Consider the following 24,043-nt stretch of genomic DNA (forward strand, 5'->3'; position numbering starts at 1 on the left):
TGGAGAGTCGCGCCTTGAACTTCATCTTCGTCTGCACGGTCGGCCTTATCGCCGGCACCATTTCCGGGATCGTCGGCACCGGCTCGTCGATCATGCTGATGCCGGTGCTGGTCTGGCAATTCGGGCCGAAGGAAGCCGTGCCGATCATGGCGGTCGCCGCCGTGATGGCCAACCTGTCGCGCATCCTCGCCTGGTGGCGCGAGGTCGACTGGCGCGCCACCGCCGCCTATTCGCTCACCGGCATTCCAGCTGCAGCCCTGGGCGCACGCACGCTGCTGGTGCTGCCGTCGCATGTGGTCGATCTCACCATCGGACTGTTCTTCATTGCCATGGTGCCGCTGCGCCACTGGCTGGCGCGGCGCTCCTTCACCATCAGCCTGTGGCAACTCGCACTTGGCGGCGCGATCATTGGCTATCTGACCGGCATCGTCGTCTCCAGCGGCCCACTCAGCGTGCCGCTGTTTCTGTTTTACGGCCTCGCCAAGGGCGCCTTCCTCGCCACCGAAGCCGCGAGTTCGCTCGGCCTGTATCTCAGCAAGTCTGTCACCTTCCAGCGGTTTGGCGCGCTCGATCTCGACGTGCTTGTGAAAGGCCTGATCGCCGGCGCCTCGCTGATGGCCGGCGCATTCATCGCCAAGCGCTACGTACTGAAGCTGAGCGTCGAGACGTTCCGCCTGGTCATGGACGGGATCATGCTTCTGGCTGGCGCAAGCATGGTGCTGTCAGGCATGGCGCTGATCTAGGGAGTGGACTCACAAATCGCGGTAAGTATGTCCGCTACCCCGCGAGTTGCAGGCTCAAACAGGACATCGACTCGGGTCCGAAAAGCGCCAACAGGAGATTTCCAAACGGCGGGCCGCTGGAAACTGGCGCTGTTTAAAGTTGTATCGATTACTTACAAGTACGTACGACTGATGTTCATAGATGGCGATCAACCAGCAACAGGTATTAGTATCTCGCGAATCCGCATTTCCAACGTGCGCAGTGCAACATAATCCTTTGCCTCGCCGCGTACAGTAAAGCCAATATTTCCAACCTATTATTAAGGTTCGTCATCCACGCTGAAATCCGGAATTTCATTTGTTTCATTTGTAACGACTACTGGACGCTTCATGCGCGCGTTCTATGGAAGACTGGCCCGGCTGCCAGGATTTTCATTGGTGGTGCTCGGCGTCTTCTTTGCGACGTCGATCATCGTTGTGTTTTTGGTGGATCTGCAGGCGCGCCATCATGCGGCGCTTTCTGAGGCAAGAAAGGCAGCACTGAACATCGCCGAGATTCTCGCCGAACACACGGCGCTGACCTTTGAGGGGATCGATCGAACACTGCTCGAAGCCGAGAGAATTCGCGAAGATAACCTTTCGGGAAAGTATGCAACGCCCGAAGCCGCAAATACCGCCTTGCGCCTTCTCAAGAAGGCCTCATCGATCGTCGTTGCCGTCGGCTGGACAGATGCAGCCGGTAACCTTCTGGCGCATTCCTACGATCGCACGCCGCCGCGAAGCAATATCTCCGACATGTTGCACTTCACCGCTCAACGCGATCAGGCCGATGGCCGGCTGTTTATTGCGCCCCCCTATCCCTCGGCTGTCACCGACAAATGGTTGACGGCGGCGTCGCGCCGGTTAAGCAACGCCGACGGCAGCTTCGCAGGGGTCGTAACTGCGCCGCTCGACCCGACACATTTCACGCAGGTCTATCGCGCGATCGATGTCGGCAAGGGCGGATCCGTGCTGTTGCTGCATCGCGCGGGCACGGGGCGGGTTCTTGCGCGAGAGCCCGCGAGAAAAGGAGCCATCGGAAAATCTTTCGCGGATAGCCCGCTCGTCTCCGAATATCTGCCAAAATCCGAAGCGGGCACCTACGAGACTATAGGCGTTATCGACGGCATCGCGCGCCTCGCGGGGTACAAGGCTGTGCCCGGACTGCCGCTGGTCTTGGTCATCACATACGCCCGCAGTGAGGTGCTGGGACCATGGCGCCAGCACCTTTACATGGTGGGCCCGCTCGTCGCCATGATCGTTGCCGTCATCTTGTTCGGCACGTTTAGGATTTTGCGCCAGACGAATAGTCTTGCCGTGAAAACTAGGATTCTGGAACGAACGAACATGCAGTTCGATGCTGCCTTGAGCAACATGTCGCTAGGGCTCTGCCTGTTTGACGCGAACAAGAATCTGGTGGTTTCGAATGGCCGCTTCCGCGAGATGTACGGTTTCCCGGAAGAACTCGTCAGGCCCGGAACACCTTTGTCTCTCATGCTGCAGGCCCTCAAAGATCGCGGAAAGCACGATTTGTCCATCGAGGGGGATGTTCAGGAGATTCCGACGAAGCAAAGACAGATTTTTATGACTGCCGACGGTCGCGTGATTTTAATTCAACGCAGGTCGATTGCGGATGGCGGATGGGTCGCAACACATGAAGACATCACCGAGCAGAAACGCGCACAGCGCTTGTTGACTGATAAAGCTGCTGAACTCGAGCGGATCAACATGCGCTTCGACGCCGCGATGAACAACATGTCGCAGGGTCTTTCGCTGTTTGATGGGGAGCAGAGGATCATTCTTTCAAATGCGCGCTATGCGGAAATCTATCACCTCAGCGAGGAACAGGTGAAGCCAGGGACTACGCTGCGGCAAATCATTGAATATCGCCGGGCGAAGAGAACAAATTGCGAAATGGCTGCGGATGTCCTTGTCGACGCCAAACTGAAACTGGAGAAAGAGGTCCAGGAGCTTGTCGACGGGCGCCTCATTTCGATGACGCGCCATCTGATGCCGACCGAAGGGTGGCTGGCGACTCATGAAGATGTCACGGCGCAAAAACACAGGGAGCAGTTGCTGGCCACGAAAGCCGTGGAGCTGGAGCAGACCAACGAACGCTTCGACATTGCGCTGAGCAACATGTCGCAGGGTCTCTGCATGTTCGACGGAGCGAAACGGCTCGTTGTCTGGAATGATCGTTATGCGGAACTATACCAGTTGCCTGCGGCTTTGTTGAAAGTCGGGACGCCACATGAGGCTATCATCGCCGATCGCGTCTCTCGTGGCATTCTCAAGGGCGGGACGAGCGAACCAGCCATCAGGAAAAAGATAGCTGAATTGGGCCAGCATTCGACAGATTCAAGCTCGGCCAGGGTCGATGAACTTGCGGATGGGCGATTGATACTCGTCACCCGACAGCCGATGAAGGACGGCGGTTGGGTTGCAACGCATGAAGACATCACCGAGCGACGGCGCGCAGAGGCCGAGATCGTTCACCTGGCGCGTCACGATGCGCTCACGGGACTTGCCAACCGAACACTGTTTACCGAGAAACTTGAGGAGGCGAGCCAGCGTCTTAGCCGCCATGACGATGGCTTTGCCGTGGTCATGCTCGACCTCGATAGATTCAAGACCGTCAACGACACGCTGGGACATCCCGCTGGGGATCGTTTGCTTGTTGAGTTCGCACAACGACTGAAATCGTCGACTCGCGAAACCGATGTGCTGGCCCGCCTTGGCGGCGACGAGTTTGCGATCATCCAGGACGGTGGACCCAATCCGCAGGAGGGTGCAACCGTGCTTGCCCTCAGGATCATCGATGCCATTGCTCAGCCATTTGATCTCAACGGCCACCAGGCCAGCATCGGGATCAGCATTGGAATTGCCCTCGCTCCGGAACAGGGCGTCGATCCCGAGGACCTGTTGAGAAAAGCAGATCTCGCGCTCTACGACGCCAAGACGGGCGGGCGAAACGATTTCCGCCTGTTCCAGTCCGAAATGATCGAGGCTGCCCACTCGCAGAAGATATTGGCAAACGAACTGCGGGACGCGATCGCGCGAAATGAATTCGAGGTGCACTACCAGCCGGTGGTTGACGCCAAGACGCGGCAGATCCGCGGCGCTGAGGCGCTGGTCCGCTGGCGGCATCCGTCGAAAGGACTCATCGCTCCCGATCAATTTATTCCACTCGCGGAAGCGACGGGGCTGATCCTTCCTCTTGGCGAGTGGATCCTGCACCAGGCTTGCACGGATGCAGCGTCGTGGCCGGCTCACCTCAAGATCATGGTCAACATCTCAGCGGTTCAAGTCAGCAAGGGAAAGCTGCTCGACGTCATGCTGGATACTCTGATGGAGACGGGTCTTTCGCCTGAACGGCTGGAGTTGGAAATTACGGAGACCGCTCTTCTTGAGAACGCGACGGCGCATCTGGGGACGATACGGCAGCTGAAGAATCTCGGCATCTCCATAGCGCTCGATGATTTTGGCACTGGTTATTCAACGGCGAGTTATTTGACCAATTTCCCGTTCGACAGGATCAAGATCGACAAATCCTTCGCACAAGGCGCTCCCAATCGCCGCGATTGCGCAGCGGTGGTGTCCTCGGTGCTTGCGCTGGCCCGTGGTCTTGGCATCGCAACGACGGCGGAGGGTGTCGAGACCGAAGAGCAATTTGAATATCTGCAGGCTGCAGGCGTGGACCTCGTCCAGGGCTTTCTGTTCGGTCGGCCCGTCCCGCTCTCCGAATTCGACCTCGATGCCGCAGTTTCATTTGGAAATGGTGCTGCTGACGGCGAGTTGTGCGGAGAGGTCATCACCGCAGGGAGATGACCGCCGCGTTTCAAACGGCGGTGAGGTGAGCCGCGCCGCTGCTGCAACGAAGCGCGATATCGGCCACGGCTCCGGAAGCGCCATTCGGATTTGGCTACGCGCTTATGCGCCCTGGTTCGTCGGGACGCAGCGTCAGCACCGACACGCCGGAAGCCGTCACGGCAACGGTGTGCTCGAATTGGGCGGATAGCGACCCGTCTCTCGTCACAACAGTCCAACCGTCAGCCTCGGTTCTCACATTCCGCCGGCCACGATTGAGCATCGGCTCGATCGTGAAAACCATGCCCTCACGCAGCGCGAGGCCCGTCCCCGGCTTTCCAAAGTGCCGAACCTGTGGTTCCTCATGCATCTCCCGGCCGATGCCATGACCGCAATATTCACGCACCACGGAATAGCCATTGCGCCTGGCATGTCGTTCGATCGCCCAGCCGATGTCTCCGAGCCGCGCACCCGGACGAACCGCCCGGATGCCCATCCACATCGCCTCATAGGTGGTCTCGACCAGCCTTTTGGCGGCCGGATTCACCTCGCCAACGAGATAGGTCTTGCTGGAATCCGCGATGTAGCCGTTCTTCTCGAGCGTGATATCGAAATTGACGATGTCGCCGTCGCGAAGCACGTGCGATTGAGATGGGACGCCGTGGCAGACCACATCGTTCACCGACGCATTCAACACGAAACCATAGCCATATTGGCCCTTGCTTGCGGGTCGGGCCTGGAGATCGTCGACGATGAACCGCTCGACCATTTCATTCACCTGAAGCGTCGAGAGGCCGGCGAGCGAGCTGCGATCCAACAGCCCGAAGACGGACGCCAGCAGCCGCCCGGATTCGGCCAGCAAGGCCAGTTCCTCAGGCCGCTTCGTCATGCTGCACTGACAGCCAGCGGCTGAGCCGAAACGCCTGCGGAGCTGAGTTCACGCGCCATGATCTCATTGAAACTGAGCGTCGGATTGGTCTCGCACAGCATGCCGATCTTGATCCAATAGGCGGCCTGCGCATTGATCGAACGAAGCGAGACTGTGCTCGCTTTGCGCACCTGATCGTGCAGATCGTCGTCAATGTTCACAATGCCCATGGGCGCCTCCTATATGATTCGTATATGAATCATATATTCCCCGCATGCGAGAAAGCCAAGAGCGGTTTGTCCTGACTGCCTGCACCGCCCTCCCCAAACGCAAATCGGCCACCCTGAGGCGGCCGATCGCAGTCCTGAAAATCTGAGCTATCCGCGGCTTAGTAACCGTAGCTTGAGCCGAAGCTGAAGCCGCGATTGCAGGTCGAGCAGCCCTGCTGCACCGGTGCGTAATAGACCTGCGCCGGAGCGACCATCTGCACACGCTGCTGCGTGGCGTATTGCGCCGGAATGCGCTCGTAATCGACGCGCGCAGGCGCGACCATCACGGTCTTCGGCACCATCACCGTCTCGTACTGCGCTGGCGTGCGGCGCGCGACAGTGCGACCGGGAGCGACCATTACCGTCTCTTCGACCGTGCGATACTGCGGCGGCACCACCTGCTGCTGATAGCAGGTCTGGCACGGCGGCGGTGGCGCGTAGCAATTATAGCAGCCAGCCGAGGCAACGCCGGGCATCGCCATTCCGGCGACAGTGGCGAACATCGCAGCAGCAATCAATTTTGTCATGATGAGACCCCGTCGCGAGCTTGTTTGAAATGGGTTCGTATCGCTCTGATGCGCGACACTTAGCCAAGCACCACCACCGGTCAACGCGGTCCTGATATTTACCTTGATGAACGTGCTTAAGATTTGATGACGGCAACATATGAGGATGCCAAGGCAGGCACATTGCGCTGCGTTCGGATTCACAGCCCGGCGCAGCGTGAGATCAACCGGTCCCTGCGGACTATCTTAATAACCGTCGCGGGGCAGCCCGAAGAGTTGCTCGAACACACTCGGTTGGCGAACCACCCATTGGCCCGGTTCGCCCGTTCTCAGATCCCGCACATAACGCGGCGGCGCTTCCACATAGTAAAGCGGCGGCGGCGCGCGAATGCCGGTATCCATCGTGATGGGATAGCGCGCGGTGCCGGCGCGATAGCGCGCATCACGGTAGTCAGAGGCAAGTACCGGCGTCGCCAGCGTCGCTGCACCCAGCACGATTATCAAAATACGCACGGCACACCTCACGCTGACGTCACTGCGGTGAGGCTATCGGGCGGAGGTTAATGAAGGATTCGTCGCATGGCAGTTCCACGCGAGCTCCTGCGCGGAACAAATTGGCCTCGCGAAGCGCTGGACTGCGGCTCAGCTGGTTGGTCGAGCAGCCTCGATTGCTCACCACTGCTTGCATCTGGATTCTGCTCGCGGCGCGTCTACCGAGCGTAAGCAATCGCCAAGTTGAACAGGACCACTGCAGAGGCTGCACCTCCGGCATCGCCGCGGCAAAGGCGATCCAGGCCGACATTGCCGACCAGTTCTCGCGCGTCGGAATTTGGCAACCAAATAGACCTTGCCCATGTGCCGGTCAATGCGTCCCACCCGGCAAGGCTGGCGAACCCTTCGAGAAGAAACTTGCAAATGCCCCGTTCAACCGCGTAGACCAAGAGAACAAACCAAAAACACCCACAGCCGCGATTCCCTCCGCCAATGGCCAAGAACCTCCTTTCCTTCGTCTGCCAGAACTGCGGTGCCGCCTATAACAAGTGGCAGGGCAAGTGCGACGCCTGCGGCGAGTGGAATTCGCTGGCCGAGGAGGACACCACCGGCGTCACCTCGATTCCGGTCAGCGCGCGCTCCAAGCGCAAGGGGCGCACCTTCAATCTCGAAAGCCTGACCGGCCAGAGCAACGATGCGCCGCGCATTGCCTCGGGGATGGGCGAACTCGACCGCGTCACCGGCGGCGGTTTCGTGCGCGGCTCGGTGCTCTTGATCGGCGGCGATCCCGGCATCGGCAAATCGACGCTGCTGACCCAGGCCACCAGCCTGATGGCGCGGGCCGGCCACCGCGTGGTCTACATCTCCGGCGAAGAAGCCGTGGCACAGGTGCGGCTGCGCGCGTCGCGGTTGGGCCTTGCAGACGCCTCGGTGCAGCTCGCGTCCGAGACCTCGGTCGAGGATATTGTCGCCACGCTGTCCGAAGGCACAGTGCCGCGGCTGATCGTGATCGACTCGATCCAGACCATGTGGACCGACACGGTGGAATCCGCGCCGGGCACTGTCACCCAGGTCCGTGCTTCGGCCCAGGCGCTCATTCGCTTCGCCAAAAAATCCGGCGCCACCATCATCCTGGTCGGCCATGTCACCAAGGACGGCCAGATCGCTGGGCCCCGTGTGGTCGAGCATATGGTCGATGCCGTAATGTCCTTCGAGGGGGAAGGCTCGCAGCAGTTCCGCATCCTGCGCGCGGTGAAGAACCGCTTCGGCCCCACCGACGAGATCGGCGTGTTCGAGATGACCGGACTCGGGCTACGCGAGGTCTCCAACCCGTCCGAACTGTTCCTGTCCGATCGCGATCTCGGCTCGCCGGGCACCGCCGTCTTCGCCGGCATGGAGGGCACCCGCCCGGTGCTGGTGGAACTGCAGGCTCTGGTTGCGCCGACGACTTTAGGCACGCCGCGCCGCGCCGTGGTGGGTTGGGATTCCTCCCGGCTGTCCATGGTGCTGGCCGTGCTGGAGGCCCATTGCGGGGTCAAGCTGTCGGGCTACGACGTCTATTTCAACGTCGCCGGCGGATTGCGCATTAACGAGCCGGCCGCCGACATGGCCGCGGCCGCAGCGCTTGTGTCGTCGCTGTGCAATGCGCCGCTGCCCACCGACGCGGTCTATTTCGGCGAAATCTCGCTGTCCGGCGCCGTGCGCCCGGTGGCGCAGACCTCGGCGCGGCTGAAAGAGGCGGCAAAACTCGGCTTCGGCCGCGCAGTGCTGCCGGAATCGGCACGCGGCGACCCCGGCGGCGACGCCGGACTGTCGCTGAATACCATCGGCGGCCTGACCTCGCTGGTCGCCGATATCGCTGCGCGCGGCGTCAAACCCACGCGCGACAACAGCAAAAGCACAGATGCCGAGAAAAATACCGTACCGGCGCGATTCAAGCGCCAGGACGGCTGACAGCGGCGTGACCTGCGCTGCTGCGGCCGCTATAGAATGCGCGCGCAACAGACTGCGCAGATGTGCAACACGCTCCGTTAAGGCACTCTGCCGAAAGCGGAACAATGGTGTGATCAGGTGTGCTCTTGCGGCCGATAGCGGTTTTCCGGCCTTGCGAGACGTGCCATATCACCGTCACCTGAAGCGGCCGCCTGTGCCGATTCGCGGTTTCTGATTCACGAGCGGACCTGACCAGCCGATGCCGATCACGATTCTCGACCTTGTCCTGCTCGGCGTCATGCTGATCTCCGGCCTGCTGGCCATGGTCCGCGGCTTCATGCGCGAGATCCTGTCGATCGCGGCCTGGGGCGCGGCGGCGCTGGTCACCTTGTTTGCTTTCCAGAAGCTGCTCCCGACCGCTAAAACTTATTTCAACAACGATACCGTTGCCAGCATCGTGGTGGTGGCCGGCGTGTTCATCGGCACGCTGATCGTGGTCTCGATCATCACCGTCCGCATCTCCGACATGATCCTGGATTCGCGCATCGGCGCGCTGGACCGCACGCTGGGCTTCCTGTTCGGCCTCGCCCGCGGCCTCCTGATCGTGGTCGTCGCCTTCCTGTTCTTCTCCTGGCTGGTACCGGACAAGCAGCGTCCAGACTGGGTCACGGGTGCAAAATCGCGCGTCGTTCTGCAGGGAACCGGCGATTGGCTGATGGCACTCTTGCCGGATGACCCTGAAAACACCATCTTGAAGAGGTTCAAGAAAAACAAACCCGATGAGGATACGACCGACGCCGAGCCCGCAGCGCCCGGCGCCGCGGATGGCTATTCCAAACCTGCCCGCGACAGCCTGAAAAAGCTGATCGATGGCAAACCGGCGGGACGCTAGGCGTTCTTAGTTTCTCGCGACACCTGAAAGGCGCGATGGATCCGATGCAGAGCCCTTCCGACGACGCGAGCACCACCATGCGAAATCCCGATCTAGACGGCGACATGCTCCGCGAAAAATGCGGTGTATTTGGTATCTACGGCCATCCCGATGCGGCGGCGATCACCGCGCTCGGTCTCCACGCCCTCCAGCATCGCGGCCAGGAAGCGGCCGGCATCGTCGCCTTCGACGGCAAGCGCTTCCATTCCGAACGTCGCCTCGGCCTCGTCGGCGACACCTTCTCCCGCCGCGAAGTGATCGAGCGCCTGCCCGGCACCGCCGCCGTCGGCCACACCCGCTACTCCACCACGGGCGAAACCATTCTCCGCAACGTCCAGCCGCTATTCGCCGAACTCAATGCCGGCGGTTTTGCAGTAGCCCATAACGGCAACCTCACCAACGGTCTGACCCTGCGCCGCGAGCTCGTGAAGAACGGCGCGATGATGCAGTCGACCACCGACACCGAGGTCATCCTGCACCTCGTCGCGCATTCCAAGCGCAACCGTTTCATCGACCGCTATATTGAAGCACTCCGCGCCATCGAAGGCGCCTATGCGCTGGTCTCGCTGACCAACAAGAAGCTGGTCGGCGCCCGCGATCCGCTCGGCATCCGCCCGCTGGTGCTGGGTGAACTTGACGGCTCGCCGATCCTCGCCTCGGAAACCTGCGCGCTCGACATCATCGGCGCCAAGTACATCCGCGACATCGAGCCTGGCGAAGTCATCGTGTTCGAGGAGAACGGCGCGCAGAGCCACAAGCCGTTCGCGCCGCAAGCGCCGCGCCCCTGCATCTTCGAATATATCTACTTCGCGCGCCCCGACTCGATCGTCGGCGGCCGCTCGGTCTACGACACCCGCAAGGCGATGGGCGAACAGCTCGCCCGCGAGACCCATGTGGAAGCCGACGTGATCGTGCCGGTGCCGGACTCCGGCGTGCCTGCCGCGATCGGCTACTCCCGCGCTTCGGGCGTGCCGTTCGAACTCGGCATCATCCGTAATCACTATGTCGGCCGCACCTTCATCCAGCCGACCCAGAGCGTGCGCGAACTCGGCGTGCGCATGAAACATTCGGCCAACCGCGCCGCCATCGAAGGCAAGCGCATTGTGCTGATCGACGACAGTCTGGTGCGCGGCACCACGTCGAAGAAGATCGTCAAGATGATGCGCGACGCCGGCGCCAGGGAAGTCCACTTCCGCATCGCGTCGCCGCCGATCACCCATCCGGACTATTACGGCATCGACACGCCGGACCGCGCCGGCCTGCTCGCCGCCACGCACACGCTGGAAGAAATGCGCGACCTGATCGGCGCGGACTCGCTGGCCTTCGTCTCGGTCGACGGCATCTACCGCGCCATGGGCGAACCCGGTCGCGATCCTGCCCATCCGAAATTCGCCGATCACTGCTTCACCGGCGACTACCCGACCCCGCTCACCGACATGAGCGAGATCGACGCTCCGCGGCAGCTCTCGCTGCTGGCTGAGGCGAGCTGATCGCAGTCTTATCGGGTGTCATCCCCGCGAAAGCGGGGATCCATAGCCACGATCTAATTTGTTTGGCTCTGGATTAGACACAACCACCTTTCCGCATCATAACCCTCCCGTGTATGGATCCCCGCCTTCGCGGGGATGACGCCTGAGATTTATGAGCCGCGCCATGACCAAACCTCTCGCCTCCCGCATCGCCCTCGTCACCGGCGCCTCGCGCGGCATCGGCTATGCCACTGCGCTGGCGCTGGCCAAGGCCGGCGCGCACATCGTCGCCGTGGCGCGCACCCAGGGTGGCCTCGAAGAACTCGATGACGCGATCCGTGCCGAGGGCGGCAGCGCCACGCTGGTGCCGCTGAACATCACCGATCTCGACGGCCTGTCGCGCCTCGGCGCCGCTTTGCATGAGCGCCACGGCAAGCTCGACATTCTCGTCGGCAATGCCGGCGTCGCAGGCCCCTCGTCGCCGCTCGGCCATATCGAGCTGAAGGCCTGGAATGACACCATGGCCGCGAACCTCACCGCGAACTTCCAGCTCATTCGCTGCATGGAGCCGCTGCTGCAGCAGTCCGATGCCGGGCGCGCGGTGTTCCTCACATCCGGCACCGCCAGCAAGGCCTCTGCCTATCGCGGCCCCTATGCCGTCTCCAAGGCTGCGCTGGAAACGCTGGTCCGGGTCTGGGCCAACGAGACCGCCACGACGCCGCTGCGTGTGAACCTGTTTAATCCCGGCCCGATCCGCACCCACATGCGCGCCATCGTGATGCCCGGCGAAGATCCCGAGACGCTCGATACCCCCGCACAGGCCGCGGAAGCCATCTTGCCGCTGTGTCTACCGTCATGGAGTGGAACGGGGCAGTTTGTGGACTACAAGACCGGTAAGGTGATGGGCTTCCACCCGCCGGCGTAAACAACGCACTCAACTATTGTCGCCCGGCTTGATCGGGCGATCCAGTAAACACTGACAGTGCGATGTCTGCTGGGTCATCCGGTCCCGACGCGCAATTGCACGCCAGGCCGGGTGACGACAGGCAAGAGCGAGGCGGGTTCATCGCGCCGCAAGATTGACTCTTATCCATCACCGGACTTCACTCCCTCCCAAGCGGGACAACCCGCACCGACAATCAGGGAGGTCGTCATGGCGTCGCCAACTCATCGCGCGCGGTCACTGCGTGCACTTGCAACAGCAGCCCTCGCTTTCGCCGCGCTGTCCCTCGCACCTCCCTCCTCCCGCGCCGCCGATATCCCCCGCTTCGAGGTCGACGCGTCCTGGCCGAAGCCGCTGCCGAACAACTGGATCCTCGGCCAGGTCGGCGGCATCACGACCGACAAGGACGGCCACATCTGGGTGATCCACCGCCCGCGCTCGCTCACCGATGACGAGAAAGGCGCGGCACTCAATCCGCCGCGTTCGAAGTGCTGCGTCTCAGCGCCGCCGGTGCTGGAGTTCGATGCCGCCGGCAATCTGTTGCGCTCATGGGGCGGTCCTGGCGAAGGCTATGAATGGGTCGGCCGCGAGCATGGCATCGAAGTCGACGAGAAAGGCTTCGTCTGGGTCGGTGGCAATCTCGACAACGACAATGCGATCCTGAAATTCACCACCGACGGCAAGTTCGTCATGCAGATCGGCAAGATCGCGCCGAGCAAGGGCAGCAACGACACCACCCAGCTCGGCAAGCCCGCCGAGACCGCCATCGACAAGGATGCCAACGAGATCTATGTCGCAGACGGCTACGGCAATCGCCGCGTCATCGTGTTCGACGCCACCACCGGCGCCTACAAGCGGCACTGGGGTGCCTATGGCAACAAGCCGAATGACGACAAGCAGGCGGCCTACGACCCCAATGCGCCGGTGTCGCAGCAGTTCGGCAATCCCGTGCATTGCGTGAAGCTCGCCAATGACGGCCTCGTCTATGTCTGCGACCGCATCAACAACCGCGTGCAGGTGTTCAAGAAGGACGGCAGCTTCGTGAAGGAGTGGTTCTACGAGAAGGCCACCCTCGGCAACGGCGCGGTGTGGGATCTCGCGGTGTGGCCCGATCCTAAGCAGAGCTGGCTGCTAACAGCGGATGGTGAGAACAACGAGATCCGCGTCATCAATCGCGACGACGGCAAGGTCGTCGGCACCTTCGGCCGTAATGGCCGTCAGGCCGGCCAGTTCCACTGGATTCACGCCATGGCAGTCGATACCAAGGGCAACGTCTACACGGCCGAAGTCGACACCGGAAAGCGCATCCAGAAGTTCAGGCTTGTCTCGGATGCGCTGAAGTAGCTGTCGCTACGAGTTATAGCCAGATCGTCTGTTTCCGGTCCCGACGATGCACGCCCCATGCTGGTGCATGCGAACAATGGAGCCGTCCATCATCTGGACAGCTCCATCGTTCGAGCGCCCGGTTGGAGAATTTGAATCACTGACGTTCGGCCAGACGCAATGGCCTTGGCTCGGCTCTCGCCCTTCGGGACGACGCCGACAATACATGCTAGTCTCGCGCGCCATCAAACGGACGACGGGTGATAGCAATGCTGGAAACCGACAAGTTGTTCGCTGGCTCGATTCCGGAAAACTACGACCGCTATATGGTGCCGTTGATTTTCGAGCCCTACGCCGCAGATCTCGCACAACGCGCAGCGTCTTTCGCGCCAGGCGCCGTTCTGGAAATCGCCGCGGGCACCGGGGTTGTCACCCGCGCGTTGGCGCCAAGATTATCCCGCGGCGCAAGCTATATTGTCACCGACCTCAACCAGCCGATGCTCGACTACGCCGCGTCGCGACAAGCACCGGACAATCGCATCACATGGCGACAAGCGGATGCTCTGGCGCTCCCGTTTGAAAATGCGGCCTTCGATCTCGTGTGTTGTCAGTTCGGCGCGATGTTCTTTCCCGACCGCCCAGCCGCCTACCGCGAAGCAAAGCGAGTCCTGAAGCCCGGAGGGCATCTTTTATTCAATGTATGGGATCGCATCGAGGACAATGTATTTGCTGACGATGTGACGAATGCTCTCGCGAATATTTTTCCGGACGATCCACCGCGCTTTCTGGCGCGCACGCCGCACGGCTACCACGATAGGGCACTGATCCGTCGCGAGCTGGAGGACGCAGGTTTCTCCCACGTGGTGATCGAGACGAGAGCCGAACAAAGTCGTGCATCTTCGCCGCGCCTTCCGGCCGTTGCCTATTGTCAGGGAACTGTTCTCCGCACTGAAATCGAAGCCAGAGACGCCGGAAAACTGGAAACTGCAACCGACTACGCCGCATCTGAAATTGCGCGCAGACATGGCAACGGCGAGATTGCTGCCAAAATTCAAGCGCACGTCATTGCGGCTGTGGTCTGAGTGTCGCAATATCCCCTTCCGGCACGTCGCGTGGCCAGTATTCTATGATTTTCGAACCGTTCTATGTCACGTCCTCATCAATGGCTTGAGCTGGACGGTGGTACCGTCTATCTCTGCCGGAAGATCAGGAGCATCCTGACCGCAGGAACCGGTGATGAGCGAGATTTCCGATAGCGACATTGGCGCCGTCGGTGACGTGGTCGACGATCTCGTCATACAGACAACATATCGTTTGTATCGATCAGCTATCGTCCCGTGCTCAATGATCACCGCAACGCATCGAATCCCATCTTGTTCGAACGCGTGACATCATGACCCTCTGGAAGAGCACGATCGCAAGGCTCTTTACGTCACATCGCGCTCATCTCGAAACGCTCGTGCGTCGCCGGGTCCGCGATCGTGAAGTGGCTTCGGAGATCGTCCAGGACGTCTTCGCCCGGGTACTTGCCGCCGGCACCAATGGCTCGGATGAAGACAACAAGCGCGTTCTCTATGCTGCCGCGCGGAACGCCGCAATCGATCATAACCTGACGGCATCGCGGCGGCATCATATGCTGGCAGAGGTGCTGCCTGAACAGCTCAGCCCCGGGCAGCCATCGGAAGACGCAGCATTGCAGGCGCGCGAGGCCGTTGCCGCGCTGGATCGCGCGCTCGCGCAGCTTCCCGCCCGAACCCGCGAGATCTTCATTCGCCGACGTGTCAATGGCGAATCCAATGCCGAGATCGGACAGCGGTTCGGCATTTCCGTAAGTGCCGTCGAAAAACATCTGCTACGCGCCATGCAGCACTGCCGCGCCGCCGTGGACGATCATCTCAACCTCACCAGCAAAGATTTCCGCTAAAATGGATGTGGGTTCTTTCTCGTCGCTCGTTGTAAAGGTAGGAGTAGCTGGAACGCTTCTAACGGCAGGAGCATTCCCGCGTCGCCTTTTCGATCGATCGAAGGAATTGCTGATGAAACCTGGCGACCGGCCAACGAAAGCACAGTGCGCCGCCGCTGATCTCTGGCTCATCCGACGCGACGGGACGACAACTGAGGCCGACGAAGTGTCCTTTCGGCAATGGCTCAATGAGGATCATCGTCATCAACTGGCCTATCGCGAAGCAGCGGCGATCTGGCAGCAGCTTGAGGAGCCTGCCATTCGGCTGGCTGCACGCGACCATCGTCTCGGCAACATCGCTGCCCGGCGCCAGATGAGATGGTGGCCAGCATTGCCCGCAGCGATCGCTGCGGCCTGCGTCATCTGGGTCATCAATCCATCGATGCTCGAGAACTGGCAGGCAGATATTGTCACGGCGCGTGGTCAGGTGGTCGCCCGCGACCTGCCGGACGGCTCCCGCTTGAACATCGGTGCTGACACTGCACTGGACATCGACTTCAAGGATGGTCGACGCCGCGTCGTTCTGCGCCGTGGCCAGGCCTTTTTCGATGTAAAGCCCGATCAGACCGCCTTTACGGTCGATAGTGGCGCCGGCGAAATCCGCGTACTCGGTACCGCCTTCAATATCGACCGCACGGCTGATGGTGTCGAGGTGACGGTTCAACGCGGACTGGTGTCAGTCGCCGGCCAGGACCGCGATACGACCGTCAAGCTATCGGCAAACCAACATATGCGCGTGTCGGGCGGAAAACTCGGCACCGTCGAAACCGGAGATATTGAGGCGAGGCTCGCGTGGATATCCGGTCGCCTGGTCTTCGACCGCGTTCCGCTATATCGGGTCGTCGAAGCGCTGCAGCGTCAGACATCGAGCCGCATCGTCATCCGTGGTCGCTTCAGCGATCTGCTCGTCTCCGGCACGTTTCCGACCACGAATGTCGATGAAAGCCTCACAGCCATTGCCGGCATGATCGAGGGCAACGTCGCCCAGATCACCCCCTGGGTGACTGTGATCTACTGAATTCCTCCGCTGTTTACCGGAATTCTAAACCGCAACACCCACGGACCTGATGTGGGTTTGATTTCGTGACTCGTTGAACTGGATGAAGAGCAAAAGCTCTTCTCGGCGCTGGGGCGGCGCACAGCAAACAATGAGACAACGGAGTTCGTGCGTAATGCGGTTCGGGGGTAGACGGGGCGTCGCTCGCCATGTGGCGAGCGGGCTGATCGGCATATTGCCGTTGATCACGACAGTACCGGCCTTTGGCCAAAACAATGTCGAAGCAACAGCGACCACCCCTACGACTTACCCGCTCAACATTTCCGCCAAACCTCTTGCAGCAGCAATTGCCGATCTCGGCGCCAGCAGCGGATGGCGCATCCTCTACACGATCCAGCTCGCGCCAGACATCCGCAGCCAACCGTTGAACGGCAACTACACCGTGGCACAGGCGCTCGCACAGCTCCTGGCCGGCACGGGAATTACGTATCGCATCACTGGCCCGAAAGCCGCGCTGCTGATCGATCCGTCGCAGAGCCGCGCGGGGCCCGTCCCTTCGGGCGACGGCGTCCAGCTCGATACGATCGTCGTCGATGCGGCCAGGAGCGATAATACGACGGGCTCCGGCTATCAGGGAACGCCGGACTGGGTCTATCAGCGACCCGCAGCCGTCAGCGTGATCTCACGCGAAGCGATCGAGAGCAGCCCGACGCGCAACGCGCGCGATCTCCTGGACAATGTAGCCGGCGTCTATGCCAATCGCTCGGCGGCGCAGAACCCTGGCATCAGCGTCAATATCCGCGGCCTGCAGGATCAAGATCGCATTGCCACTATGATCGATGGCGCGCGGCAGAATTTCCAGCGCAGCGGCCACGGTGCGACACAACGGACCTATGTCGACACCGCCTTCCTGCGCCAGATCGACGTGGAGAAAAGTACGACGTCGGGCGTTGGAAGCGCCGGCGCACTCGGCGGCCTTGTCAATTTCCGCACCTTCATCGCCGACGACCTGATCAAGCCCGGCAATCAATATGGCGGCGTGGTGAATGCCACTACGGGTACCAATGCGTACAATTTCGATGGCTCGACGGCAGCAGCCGTCCGCGTGTCGGAGCGCTTCTCGGTGCTCGGCGGCGTCAGCTACAAGAACATCGGCGCCTATGACGTCGGCAAGAACGGCACCATCCCGACCGCGAATACCTATACCGGTACCGGCGACGTCCTGTTGTTTTCCGGCCAGGAGGTCTTTTCCACCATCCTGAAGGCTGAGGCGCTGACGACCGAGGACGTGAAGATCACGATCGGCTGGCTGCATAACGATTCCCGGTACAATACCGGAAACTACGATAACACGATCGCACGCGGCGGTATCCTGAAGTCCAGCGAGCAGGTCGCCAACGACACGTTCACCTCAGCGCTCGACTGGAATCCAGGCAATGACATCGTCGATCTGAAGGCCAAGCTCTATTACAACCACCTCAAGAACGACACGGTCTCCGATGGCGCCTTTGCACTGACCGGTCCATCGAACTTCGTGTTCTCGACGCTGGGCGGCACCGTCGAGAACACCAGCCGTTTCGCGACGGATATCGGCGCGCTGGCGCTCAATTACGGCCTGGAAGCGTTCAGCGACACCGGCAAGACGACGCTGCAACGCGGTTTTGTCTCGCAAACCGGCGCCGACTATTCGAGCACGCTGACCGGCGGCACGCCAAGCGGAAATCGCGAGGTCGCCAGTGGTTTCACGAGCGCGACCTTCAAGCCCACGGAATGGGTCACGCTCATCGGCGGCGTACGCTACGACTGGTATCATATCGCCGGCAACGCGACGATCTATGGCAACGAAACGCGGGACGTCATCGGGCAACTGATGACAAATCCCGGAAGACCGGCCATCTGCAATGCACGCGGCTGCGGGGTAGCCATCCCGCCGACATACGTCCCCATCTACGGTCCCTCTTACTATCCGGCCTACAATCTCGATGTCGACAGGGACGGCGGCGCCTGGCTACCGAACTTCACTATCGCCTTCCAGCCCACCGAATGGCTGCAACCCTTCGCCAAGTATTCCAAGAGCTACCGTCCGCCCACGGTGATGGAATCGTTCCTGAATGGTGGTCACGACAGCAACGTCGTCAATGGGTATGCGCCGAACCCTTCCCTGCGTCCGGAACGCGGCGACACCTACGAAGCCGGGTTCAACGTCCTGGCCAACGGCATTCTGGCCGAGCGGGATTCCATCCGCTTCAAGACGGTCGGCTTCTATCGCGAGATCACCGACTACATCAGTTACGGCTATATCCTCAACGCGCAGGCCAACAGACAATACGACACCTTTGTGAATCTCAACGGCGTCACCCGGATGAAAGGCGTCGAAATCGAAGCCAACTACGACGCGCGCTTCCTCTATATCGGCGGCACGGTGACGCGCATCGATACGGAATTTTCCGACAGTTTCACCAGCCCGGTGGGGCGCGACATCGCCATCAACAGCGGCCGTGGCGCTGCGGTCATCTTCGAGCAACCGAAGCTGCGCGTCACCCTTGATGCGGGCATCCGGCTGCTCGATGAAAAGCTCACACTCGGAACACGTATCGTCGATGTATCGAAGACCGAGCCCGCCTTGGGTTCACTCCGGAGTGGATACGATATGCCGGCCTATCGCGTCTACGACATCTATGGGTCCTACGCCTTCGACGAAGCGACCAAACTACGTTTCGCGGTGAACAATCTCACCGACGTCGCCTATGCCCCGGCCGTCGGCGCCAATTTCTACGCCGCGCCGGGCCGTACCGCGACGGTGTCGCTGAACTACAAATTCTAGGAATTCCCCGCCCCATTGGCGTGGATGGTGGCCCGCCACAAGCGGGCAAAGCAAGCAGAGAAGGGTTTCGAGAATGGCACTCAATCTTCAGCTGACGGCAGCAAGCAGCGACCTCGCAACATATCTGGCGTCGTACGACGCCAACTTCACCTACAATGGAAACGGCTGGTTCTCCACCTCGTTCACCGGCCAGGATCAGTGGTCGGCCGGTGTCGATACCGAAGGAACAGACAATAATCTGCCTTCGGTCATCATGAACATTCATGACTACAGCTATTCGCCCGGTACATTCAACGGCGACGTGGAATCGCTCACGCTCGGCCATAATCTTGAATATGTACCGGCCACGGATCTGTGGGTGCAAGATCAGGACCTGATCATCACCAATAGCAGTGGCTACATGCCCGTCACCACCACCTTCAATCAGGCGATCTATTCGCTATCGCATGGCGGGCTGGTCGATGGTGGGACGTTCTTCGGTCAGTCATTCGCGGGTCTGACCGACTACTTCGCCGAACAGGGCACGAACCAGACCGGCACGACAAACGATGACGTCCTTGTCAGTTTCGCCGGCGACGACGTTCTGACCGGCAATGGAGCTGTGCTGGTCGATACGTTCCTCTGGAACGCGAATTACTACGATACTGCCGCAGGTACAGCAGCACAGGGCTGGGGCGACGACGTCATCACGGACTTCTTCGACGGAGCCGACCAGATCCAGCTCTCCGGCTTCGGTTGGGCCAATGCCACGGCATTCCAGAGCGCCGGCGGCAGCCTGTCCGGCAATGTCATCACCTATGCCGACACAACGAACGGGCTGACCAGCACCATCACAGTGAACTTCACTGGATCGGGCACGCTGGACTGGAGCGATATCGCCTTCGTCTAACAGGCTTCGCTGCGAACGGGCGGCCACGCGACCTGCTGACGCGACGCTGATGTCGCGTCAGCCCCTCCAATCGGGATCGCCTGCAGTGATCACGACACGCCGCTGGATCACGACGTCCCGACAACCCAAATCCTGAGGAACGACAATGGCATTGACCATCACCTACAGCGAAGCAAGCAGCAACCTGCCCGCTTATCTGGACAACTGGATCGACAACTTCGAATATCGCGGTACCGGAAATTTCAACGCCGTGAGGAACACCACCGACCAATGGTATGCCGGCACGCGCATCGTCGGCGGCGTTGATAACGACAAGTCGTCGGTCATCGTGAGCGGTGATGACTTCTCCTATACGCCGGGCGTCATCGATGGCACGGTCACCAACCTGACCCTCGGCAGCAATCTGGCTTATGTCGCGCCGACCGACCTGTGGGTCCAGGATCCCGGTCTGTCGATCGGATTCAGCGGCGCAACGCTGACGCCGGCCTTCGACGCCGCGATCACTGACCTCTCGCAGAACGGCAGCCTGAACGGCCTCTACGGCTACTTTGCCGAACAGGGCACCATCCAGACCGGCACGGCCGGCGACGATGTCATGCTGAGCTTCGGTGGCAATGACAGCTTCACTGGCGGTCTTGGCAACGATACGCTCGTTTTCGCCGACGGGTGGGCCAATGACGTCGTGCTGGATTTTCATGCGGCCACCGGCGATTTCGACGTCCTCGACCTGCAGGGCGTGACCAACATCTCGAACTATGTCGACCTGTTCTTCAACCACAGCAACTGGTGGGATCAGAGCAACGTGCTCACCATCACCGATGGCGCCAACTCGATCCAGCTCGATGGCTATGTCGGGACAGACATGTTTGGTCTGATCCTGGACGGCCACTTCACCGTCTGAGCAGAACTGTCGTGGTGAAAGCTCCGCAGCGAAGTCCGTCGCAGCCATTGGCTGCGGCGGTTGTCTCGCCCCTTAAGTCCGCCGTCGGGGGGATCGCCGTGATCAGCGGCATCGTGAACGTGCTCGCGCTGACCGCGCCGCTGTTCATGCTGCAGGTCTATGACCGCGTGCTGGCCAGCCGCAGCATTTCGACGCTGATCGGCCTCGGTGTGCTGGCGGCCACGCTCTACGCTTTTCAGTCCTTTTTCGACATCATTCGATCGCGCATTCTGCTGCGCATCGGCGAGCGCTTTGATCATCAGTTGTCCGGCCGCGTGCATGATGCCGTTGTCGGTCTGCCGCTTGAGATGCCTTTGCCGGGCGATGGCCTGCAGCCCTTGCGCGATCTCGACAATGTGCGCGGCTTCCTGTCCGGCCCCGGTCCGACCGCCTTTTTCGACCTGCCGTGGATGCCGTTCTACCTCGCCATCTGTTTCGTGTTTCATTTCTGGATCGGCATCACGGCCCTCGCGGGTGCGGTCATCCTCGTATCCCTCACCCTTCTCACCAATGCCCGCTCCAGGGGACCCGCCCGCGAGACCGTGCAACACGGCATGTTTCGCAACGCGCTCATGGAGGCCAGCCGTCGCAACGCCGAAGTGGTGCGCGCGATGGGCCTCGGCGGCCGAATGGCCGCGCGATGGCATCGCACCAACTCGGATTATCTGGCGGCCAATCGCCGGGCTGGCGACGTGGCGGGAGGCCTCGGCGGTGTAGCCCGCGCGCTGCGTGCGCTGCTGCAGTCGACCATGCTCGGTGTCGGCGCCTATCTCGTGATCAGGCAGGAAGCCAGCGCCGGCGTGATGGTGGCGAGTTCGATCATGATGGGCCGCGCGCTTGCTCCCGTGGATCTGGCCATCTCGACATGGAAGCCGTTCCTGATGGCGCGGCAGAGTTGGGCACGGCTCGACGAATTGCTGACCCGCATGCCGGAAGCCACCAAGGCGATGGCGCCGCCGCGCGCCCACATCGATCTGCGCGTCGAGGCGATGACCATCGCGCCGCCCGGAGAGAAACGGCCGACGGTCACGGGGCTGAGCTTTACCGTCTCCGCCGGAAGCGCTCTTGGCATCATCGGCCATAGTGGCAGCGGCAAGTCCACACTGGCACGTGCACTGGTCGGGGCCTGGCGACCCGCCAGCGGCAAGGTACGCATCGACGGCGCCAGCTTCGACCAGTGGGACCGCGAGATGCTCGGTCGCGATATCGGTTATCTGCCGCAGGGCGTCGAACTGTTCGATGGCACCATTGCCGAGAATATCTCCCGCTTCGAAGATGACCCGGACTCGGAGGCCATCGTCGCTGCCGCCAAGGCTGCCGGCGTGCACGATCTCATCCTGCGGCTGGAACATGGCTACCAGACGCGGATCGGCGAAGCCGGCTCCGCCCTGTCCGCCGGCCAGCGCCAGCGCATCGGGCTGGCACGCGCGCTGTACGGCGATCCGTTCCTGGTCGTGCTCGACGAGCCCAATGCCAATCTCGACGTCGAGGGCGAAGCGGCGGTCATTCGCGCCATCGCCGCCATCCGCGAGCGCAAGGGCATTGCCATCGTCATCGCACATCGTCCGAGTGCGATCGGCGCTGTTGACCTCGTCCTGGTGATGGAGGGCGGTCGTGCCAAGGCATTCGGTCCGCGCGCGGACGTCCTCAGCAAAGCGCTGAAGGCTCCCGCTCCCGCGGCACGTGCCACCGGCACGACGACCGGCCATGCGGCCACCGCGACCGCGCGGTCTCTCGCGGCGCTGCGGGTGATCGCAAATCCCGCCGACAAGTCGGGAATGAGCACACATCCACATGACGATATGGAAGATCGCGATGCCCGATAGCAATGTCTCCGCGGTCTCCCACTCGATCCTGCGCCACCTCGGCATCGCCACGCTGGCGGGTATTGTGCTGGTCGGCGGCATCGGCGGATGGGCTGCGGCGACCAATCTGGCCGGTGCGGTCGTCGCCGCAGGACACTTCGTCGTGGATACCAACGTCAAGAAGGTCCAGCACCCGACCGGCGGCGTGGTCGGCGAAATTCTGGTCCGCGAAGGACAGCGCGTGACTGCAGGCGACATTGTAATGCGCCTCGACGCGACGCAGACGCGCGCCAATCTCGCCATCGTTACCAAGCGGCTCGACGAATTCGCGGTGCGACGGGCGCGACTCCGTGCCGAGCGCGACGAGGCTGGCGTCATCGCCTTTCCCGACGAAATCAGATCGCGCGCCGCCGATCCGGAGATCGCACTGCTCATGGCAGGCGAAAGCAAACTGTTCGAACTGCGCCGCGACGCCCGCCTCGGCCAGAAGGCACAGCTTCGCGAACGCGCCCTTCAATACGGCAAGGAAGTGCGCGGCCTCGTGGCTCAGGAAGAAGCGAAAATTCGCGGCATCGGCCTGATCCAACGCGAGCTGACAGGCGTGCGCGAACTCTGGGAGAAAGGGCTGGTACCCATTCAGCGGATGATGGCACTGGAACGCGAAGCGGCAAACCTCGACGGCGAACGCGGCCGACTCGTCGAAGCCCAGGCGCAATCCGGCGGCAAGATTTCCGAAACACAGTTGCAGATGATTCAGGTCGACCAGGACCTCCGCAGCGAAGTCGCCAGCAGTCTGCGCGACATCGAGGGCCAGACAGCGGAATATGTCGAACGGAAGGTGACTGCAGAAGATCAGCTCAAGCGAATCGATATTATCGCTCCGCAAGGCGGACTGGTCCACGAGCTCGCGGTGCACACCATTGGCGGCGTGATTTCGCCGGCCGACACGGTCATGCTGATTGTGCCCGACAGCGACAGGCTGGCACTCGAAGTACAGATCAACCCGCAGGACATCGACCAGATACGGCTCGGCCAGCCGGCCGTGCTGCGCATGTCGGCCTTCAACCAGCGCACCACTCCCGAACTGAACGGCAGCGTCAGCCGCATCGCCGCCGACCTGACGCTGGATCAGAAGTCCGGGCTTTCCCATTACATCGTGCGGATCACCATCCCGCCGCAGCAACTGGCGCGCCTCGGCAAACTCGCCCTCGTTCCCGGAATGCCGGCGGAAGCCTTCATTCAGACCGGCGAGCGCACAGTCCTGTCTTTTCTGGTCAAGCCCATCGGCGACCAGATCGCACGATCATTTCGTGAGGAGTAGCTG

At 61.4% G+C, this 24,043-nt stretch carries 19 protein-coding genes; 15 read left to right on the forward strand and 4 right to left on the reverse strand.

The window, feature by feature from the left end:
• Positions 1-14: 14 nt before the first annotated feature.
• Together AB8A50_RS08515 and AB8A50_RS08520 are read left to right on the forward strand one after the other, a co-directional pair.
• A complete protein-coding gene (locus AB8A50_RS08515) occupies positions 15-743 on the forward strand; it encodes a sulfite exporter TauE/SafE family protein (protein WP_309945537.1) in 729 nt (242 codons plus the stop codon).
• A gap of 369 nt (positions 744-1,112) precedes the next feature.
• Positions 1,113-4,589: a bifunctional diguanylate cyclase/phosphodiesterase gene (locus AB8A50_RS08520; RefSeq protein ID WP_439077400.1), complete on the forward strand. Its 3,477-nt coding sequence runs from the start codon at positions 1,113-1,115 to the stop codon at positions 4,587-4,589.
• 94 nt (positions 4,590-4,683) lie between these two features.
• Here the strand turns inward: AB8A50_RS08520 and map are convergent, their stop codons facing one another.
• From map to AB8A50_RS08540, 4 genes are all read right to left on the reverse strand, one after another.
• Positions 4,684-5,457, reverse strand: coding sequence for a type I methionyl aminopeptidase (gene map / locus AB8A50_RS08525; protein ID WP_439077401.1), 774 nt, complete (start codon positions 5,455-5,457; stop codon positions 4,684-4,686).
• Complete coding sequence (locus tag AB8A50_RS08530; RefSeq protein WP_315842494.1) at positions 5,454-5,666, reverse strand: ParD-like family protein; 213 nt, start codon at positions 5,664-5,666, stop codon at positions 5,454-5,456. Before AB8A50_RS08530 ends, map begins: the two co-directional genes overlap by 4 nt.
• A 158-nt stretch (positions 5,667-5,824) precedes the next feature.
• The gene (locus tag AB8A50_RS08535) at positions 5,825-6,181 is read right to left on the reverse strand and encodes a hypothetical protein (RefSeq protein WP_439079943.1); all 357 of its coding nucleotides are present in this window, start codon (positions 6,179-6,181) and stop codon (positions 5,825-5,827) included.
• Between the two features lie 276 nt (positions 6,182-6,457).
• A complete protein-coding gene (locus tag AB8A50_RS08540; protein WP_139285819.1) occupies positions 6,458-6,724 on the reverse strand; it encodes a hypothetical protein in 267 nt (88 codons plus the stop codon).
• Positions 6,725-7,195: 471 nt separating this feature from the next.
• On the opposite strand from AB8A50_RS08540, the gene radA reads away from it, so the two are divergent.
• The 13 genes from radA to AB8A50_RS08605 all read left to right on the forward strand — a co-directional run bounded on the left by radA (position 7,196) and on the right by AB8A50_RS08605 (position 24,040).
• Positions 7,196-8,656, forward strand: coding sequence for a DNA repair protein RadA (gene radA, locus AB8A50_RS08545; RefSeq protein ID WP_439077402.1), 1,461 nt, complete (start codon positions 7,196-7,198; stop codon positions 8,654-8,656).
• Between the two features lie 238 nt (positions 8,657-8,894).
• Positions 8,895-9,527 carry a CvpA family protein gene (locus AB8A50_RS08550; RefSeq protein WP_068731040.1) on the forward strand — a complete coding sequence of 211 codons (633 nt, stop codon included), beginning with the start codon at positions 8,895-8,897 and terminating at the stop codon, positions 9,525-9,527.
• Positions 9,528-9,562: 35 nt separating this feature from the next.
• Positions 9,563-11,056 carry an amidophosphoribosyltransferase gene (purF, locus tag AB8A50_RS08555; RefSeq protein ID WP_439077403.1) on the forward strand — a complete coding sequence of 498 codons (1,494 nt, stop codon included), beginning with the start codon at positions 9,563-9,565 and terminating at the stop codon, positions 11,054-11,056.
• A gap of 163 nt (positions 11,057-11,219) precedes the next feature.
• Positions 11,220-11,960 carry an SDR family NAD(P)-dependent oxidoreductase gene (locus AB8A50_RS08560; RefSeq protein ID WP_439077404.1) on the forward strand — a complete coding sequence of 247 codons (741 nt, stop codon included), beginning with the start codon at positions 11,220-11,222 and terminating at the stop codon, positions 11,958-11,960.
• A 228-nt stretch (positions 11,961-12,188) separates the two neighbouring features.
• Positions 12,189-13,322, forward strand: coding sequence for a hypothetical protein (locus tag AB8A50_RS08565; protein ID WP_439058634.1), 1,134 nt, complete (start codon positions 12,189-12,191; stop codon positions 13,320-13,322).
• Positions 13,323-13,570: 248 nt separating this feature from the next.
• The gene (locus AB8A50_RS08570; protein ID WP_439077405.1) at positions 13,571-14,383 is read left to right on the forward strand and encodes a class I SAM-dependent methyltransferase; all 813 of its coding nucleotides are present in this window, start codon (positions 13,571-13,573) and stop codon (positions 14,381-14,383) included.
• A gap of 311 nt (positions 14,384-14,694) precedes the next feature.
• Complete coding sequence (locus AB8A50_RS08575) at positions 14,695-15,225, forward strand: RNA polymerase sigma factor (RefSeq protein ID WP_439077406.1); 531 nt, start codon at positions 14,695-14,697, stop codon at positions 15,223-15,225.
• Positions 15,226-15,337: 112 nt separating this feature from the next.
• The gene (locus AB8A50_RS08580) at positions 15,338-16,282 is read left to right on the forward strand and encodes a FecR family protein (RefSeq protein ID WP_439077407.1); all 945 of its coding nucleotides are present in this window, start codon (positions 15,338-15,340) and stop codon (positions 16,280-16,282) included.
• Positions 16,283-16,502: 220 nt separating this feature from the next.
• The gene (locus tag AB8A50_RS08585; protein WP_439077408.1) at positions 16,503-19,085 is read left to right on the forward strand and encodes a TonB-dependent hemoglobin/transferrin/lactoferrin family receptor; all 2,583 of its coding nucleotides are present in this window, start codon (positions 16,503-16,505) and stop codon (positions 19,083-19,085) included.
• Between the two features lie 73 nt (positions 19,086-19,158).
• Positions 19,159-19,974, forward strand: coding sequence for a hypothetical protein (locus tag AB8A50_RS08590; protein ID WP_439077409.1), 816 nt, complete (start codon positions 19,159-19,161; stop codon positions 19,972-19,974).
• A 145-nt stretch (positions 19,975-20,119) separates the two neighbouring features.
• Complete coding sequence (locus AB8A50_RS08595; RefSeq protein WP_439077410.1) at positions 20,120-20,875, forward strand: hypothetical protein; 756 nt, start codon at positions 20,120-20,122, stop codon at positions 20,873-20,875.
• A 14-nt stretch (positions 20,876-20,889) separates the two neighbouring features.
• On the forward strand, positions 20,890-22,740 hold the full coding sequence (locus AB8A50_RS08600; RefSeq protein ID WP_439079944.1) for a type I secretion system permease/ATPase: 1,851 nt from the start codon (positions 20,890-20,892) through the stop codon (positions 22,738-22,740).
• Positions 22,730-24,040 (forward strand): HlyD family type I secretion periplasmic adaptor subunit, encoded by a 1,311-nt coding sequence (locus tag AB8A50_RS08605; RefSeq protein ID WP_439077411.1) that lies wholly within the window; start codon positions 22,730-22,732, stop codon positions 24,038-24,040. Before AB8A50_RS08600 ends, AB8A50_RS08605 begins: the two co-directional genes overlap by 11 nt.
• The last annotated feature ends 3 nt before the right edge of the window (positions 24,041-24,043 follow it).

The sequence above is a fragment of the Tardiphaga sp. 841_E9_N1_2 genome (assembly GCF_051811065.1).
Taxonomy (GTDB): Bacteria; Pseudomonadota; Alphaproteobacteria; order Rhizobiales; family Xanthobacteraceae; genus Tardiphaga; species Tardiphaga robiniae.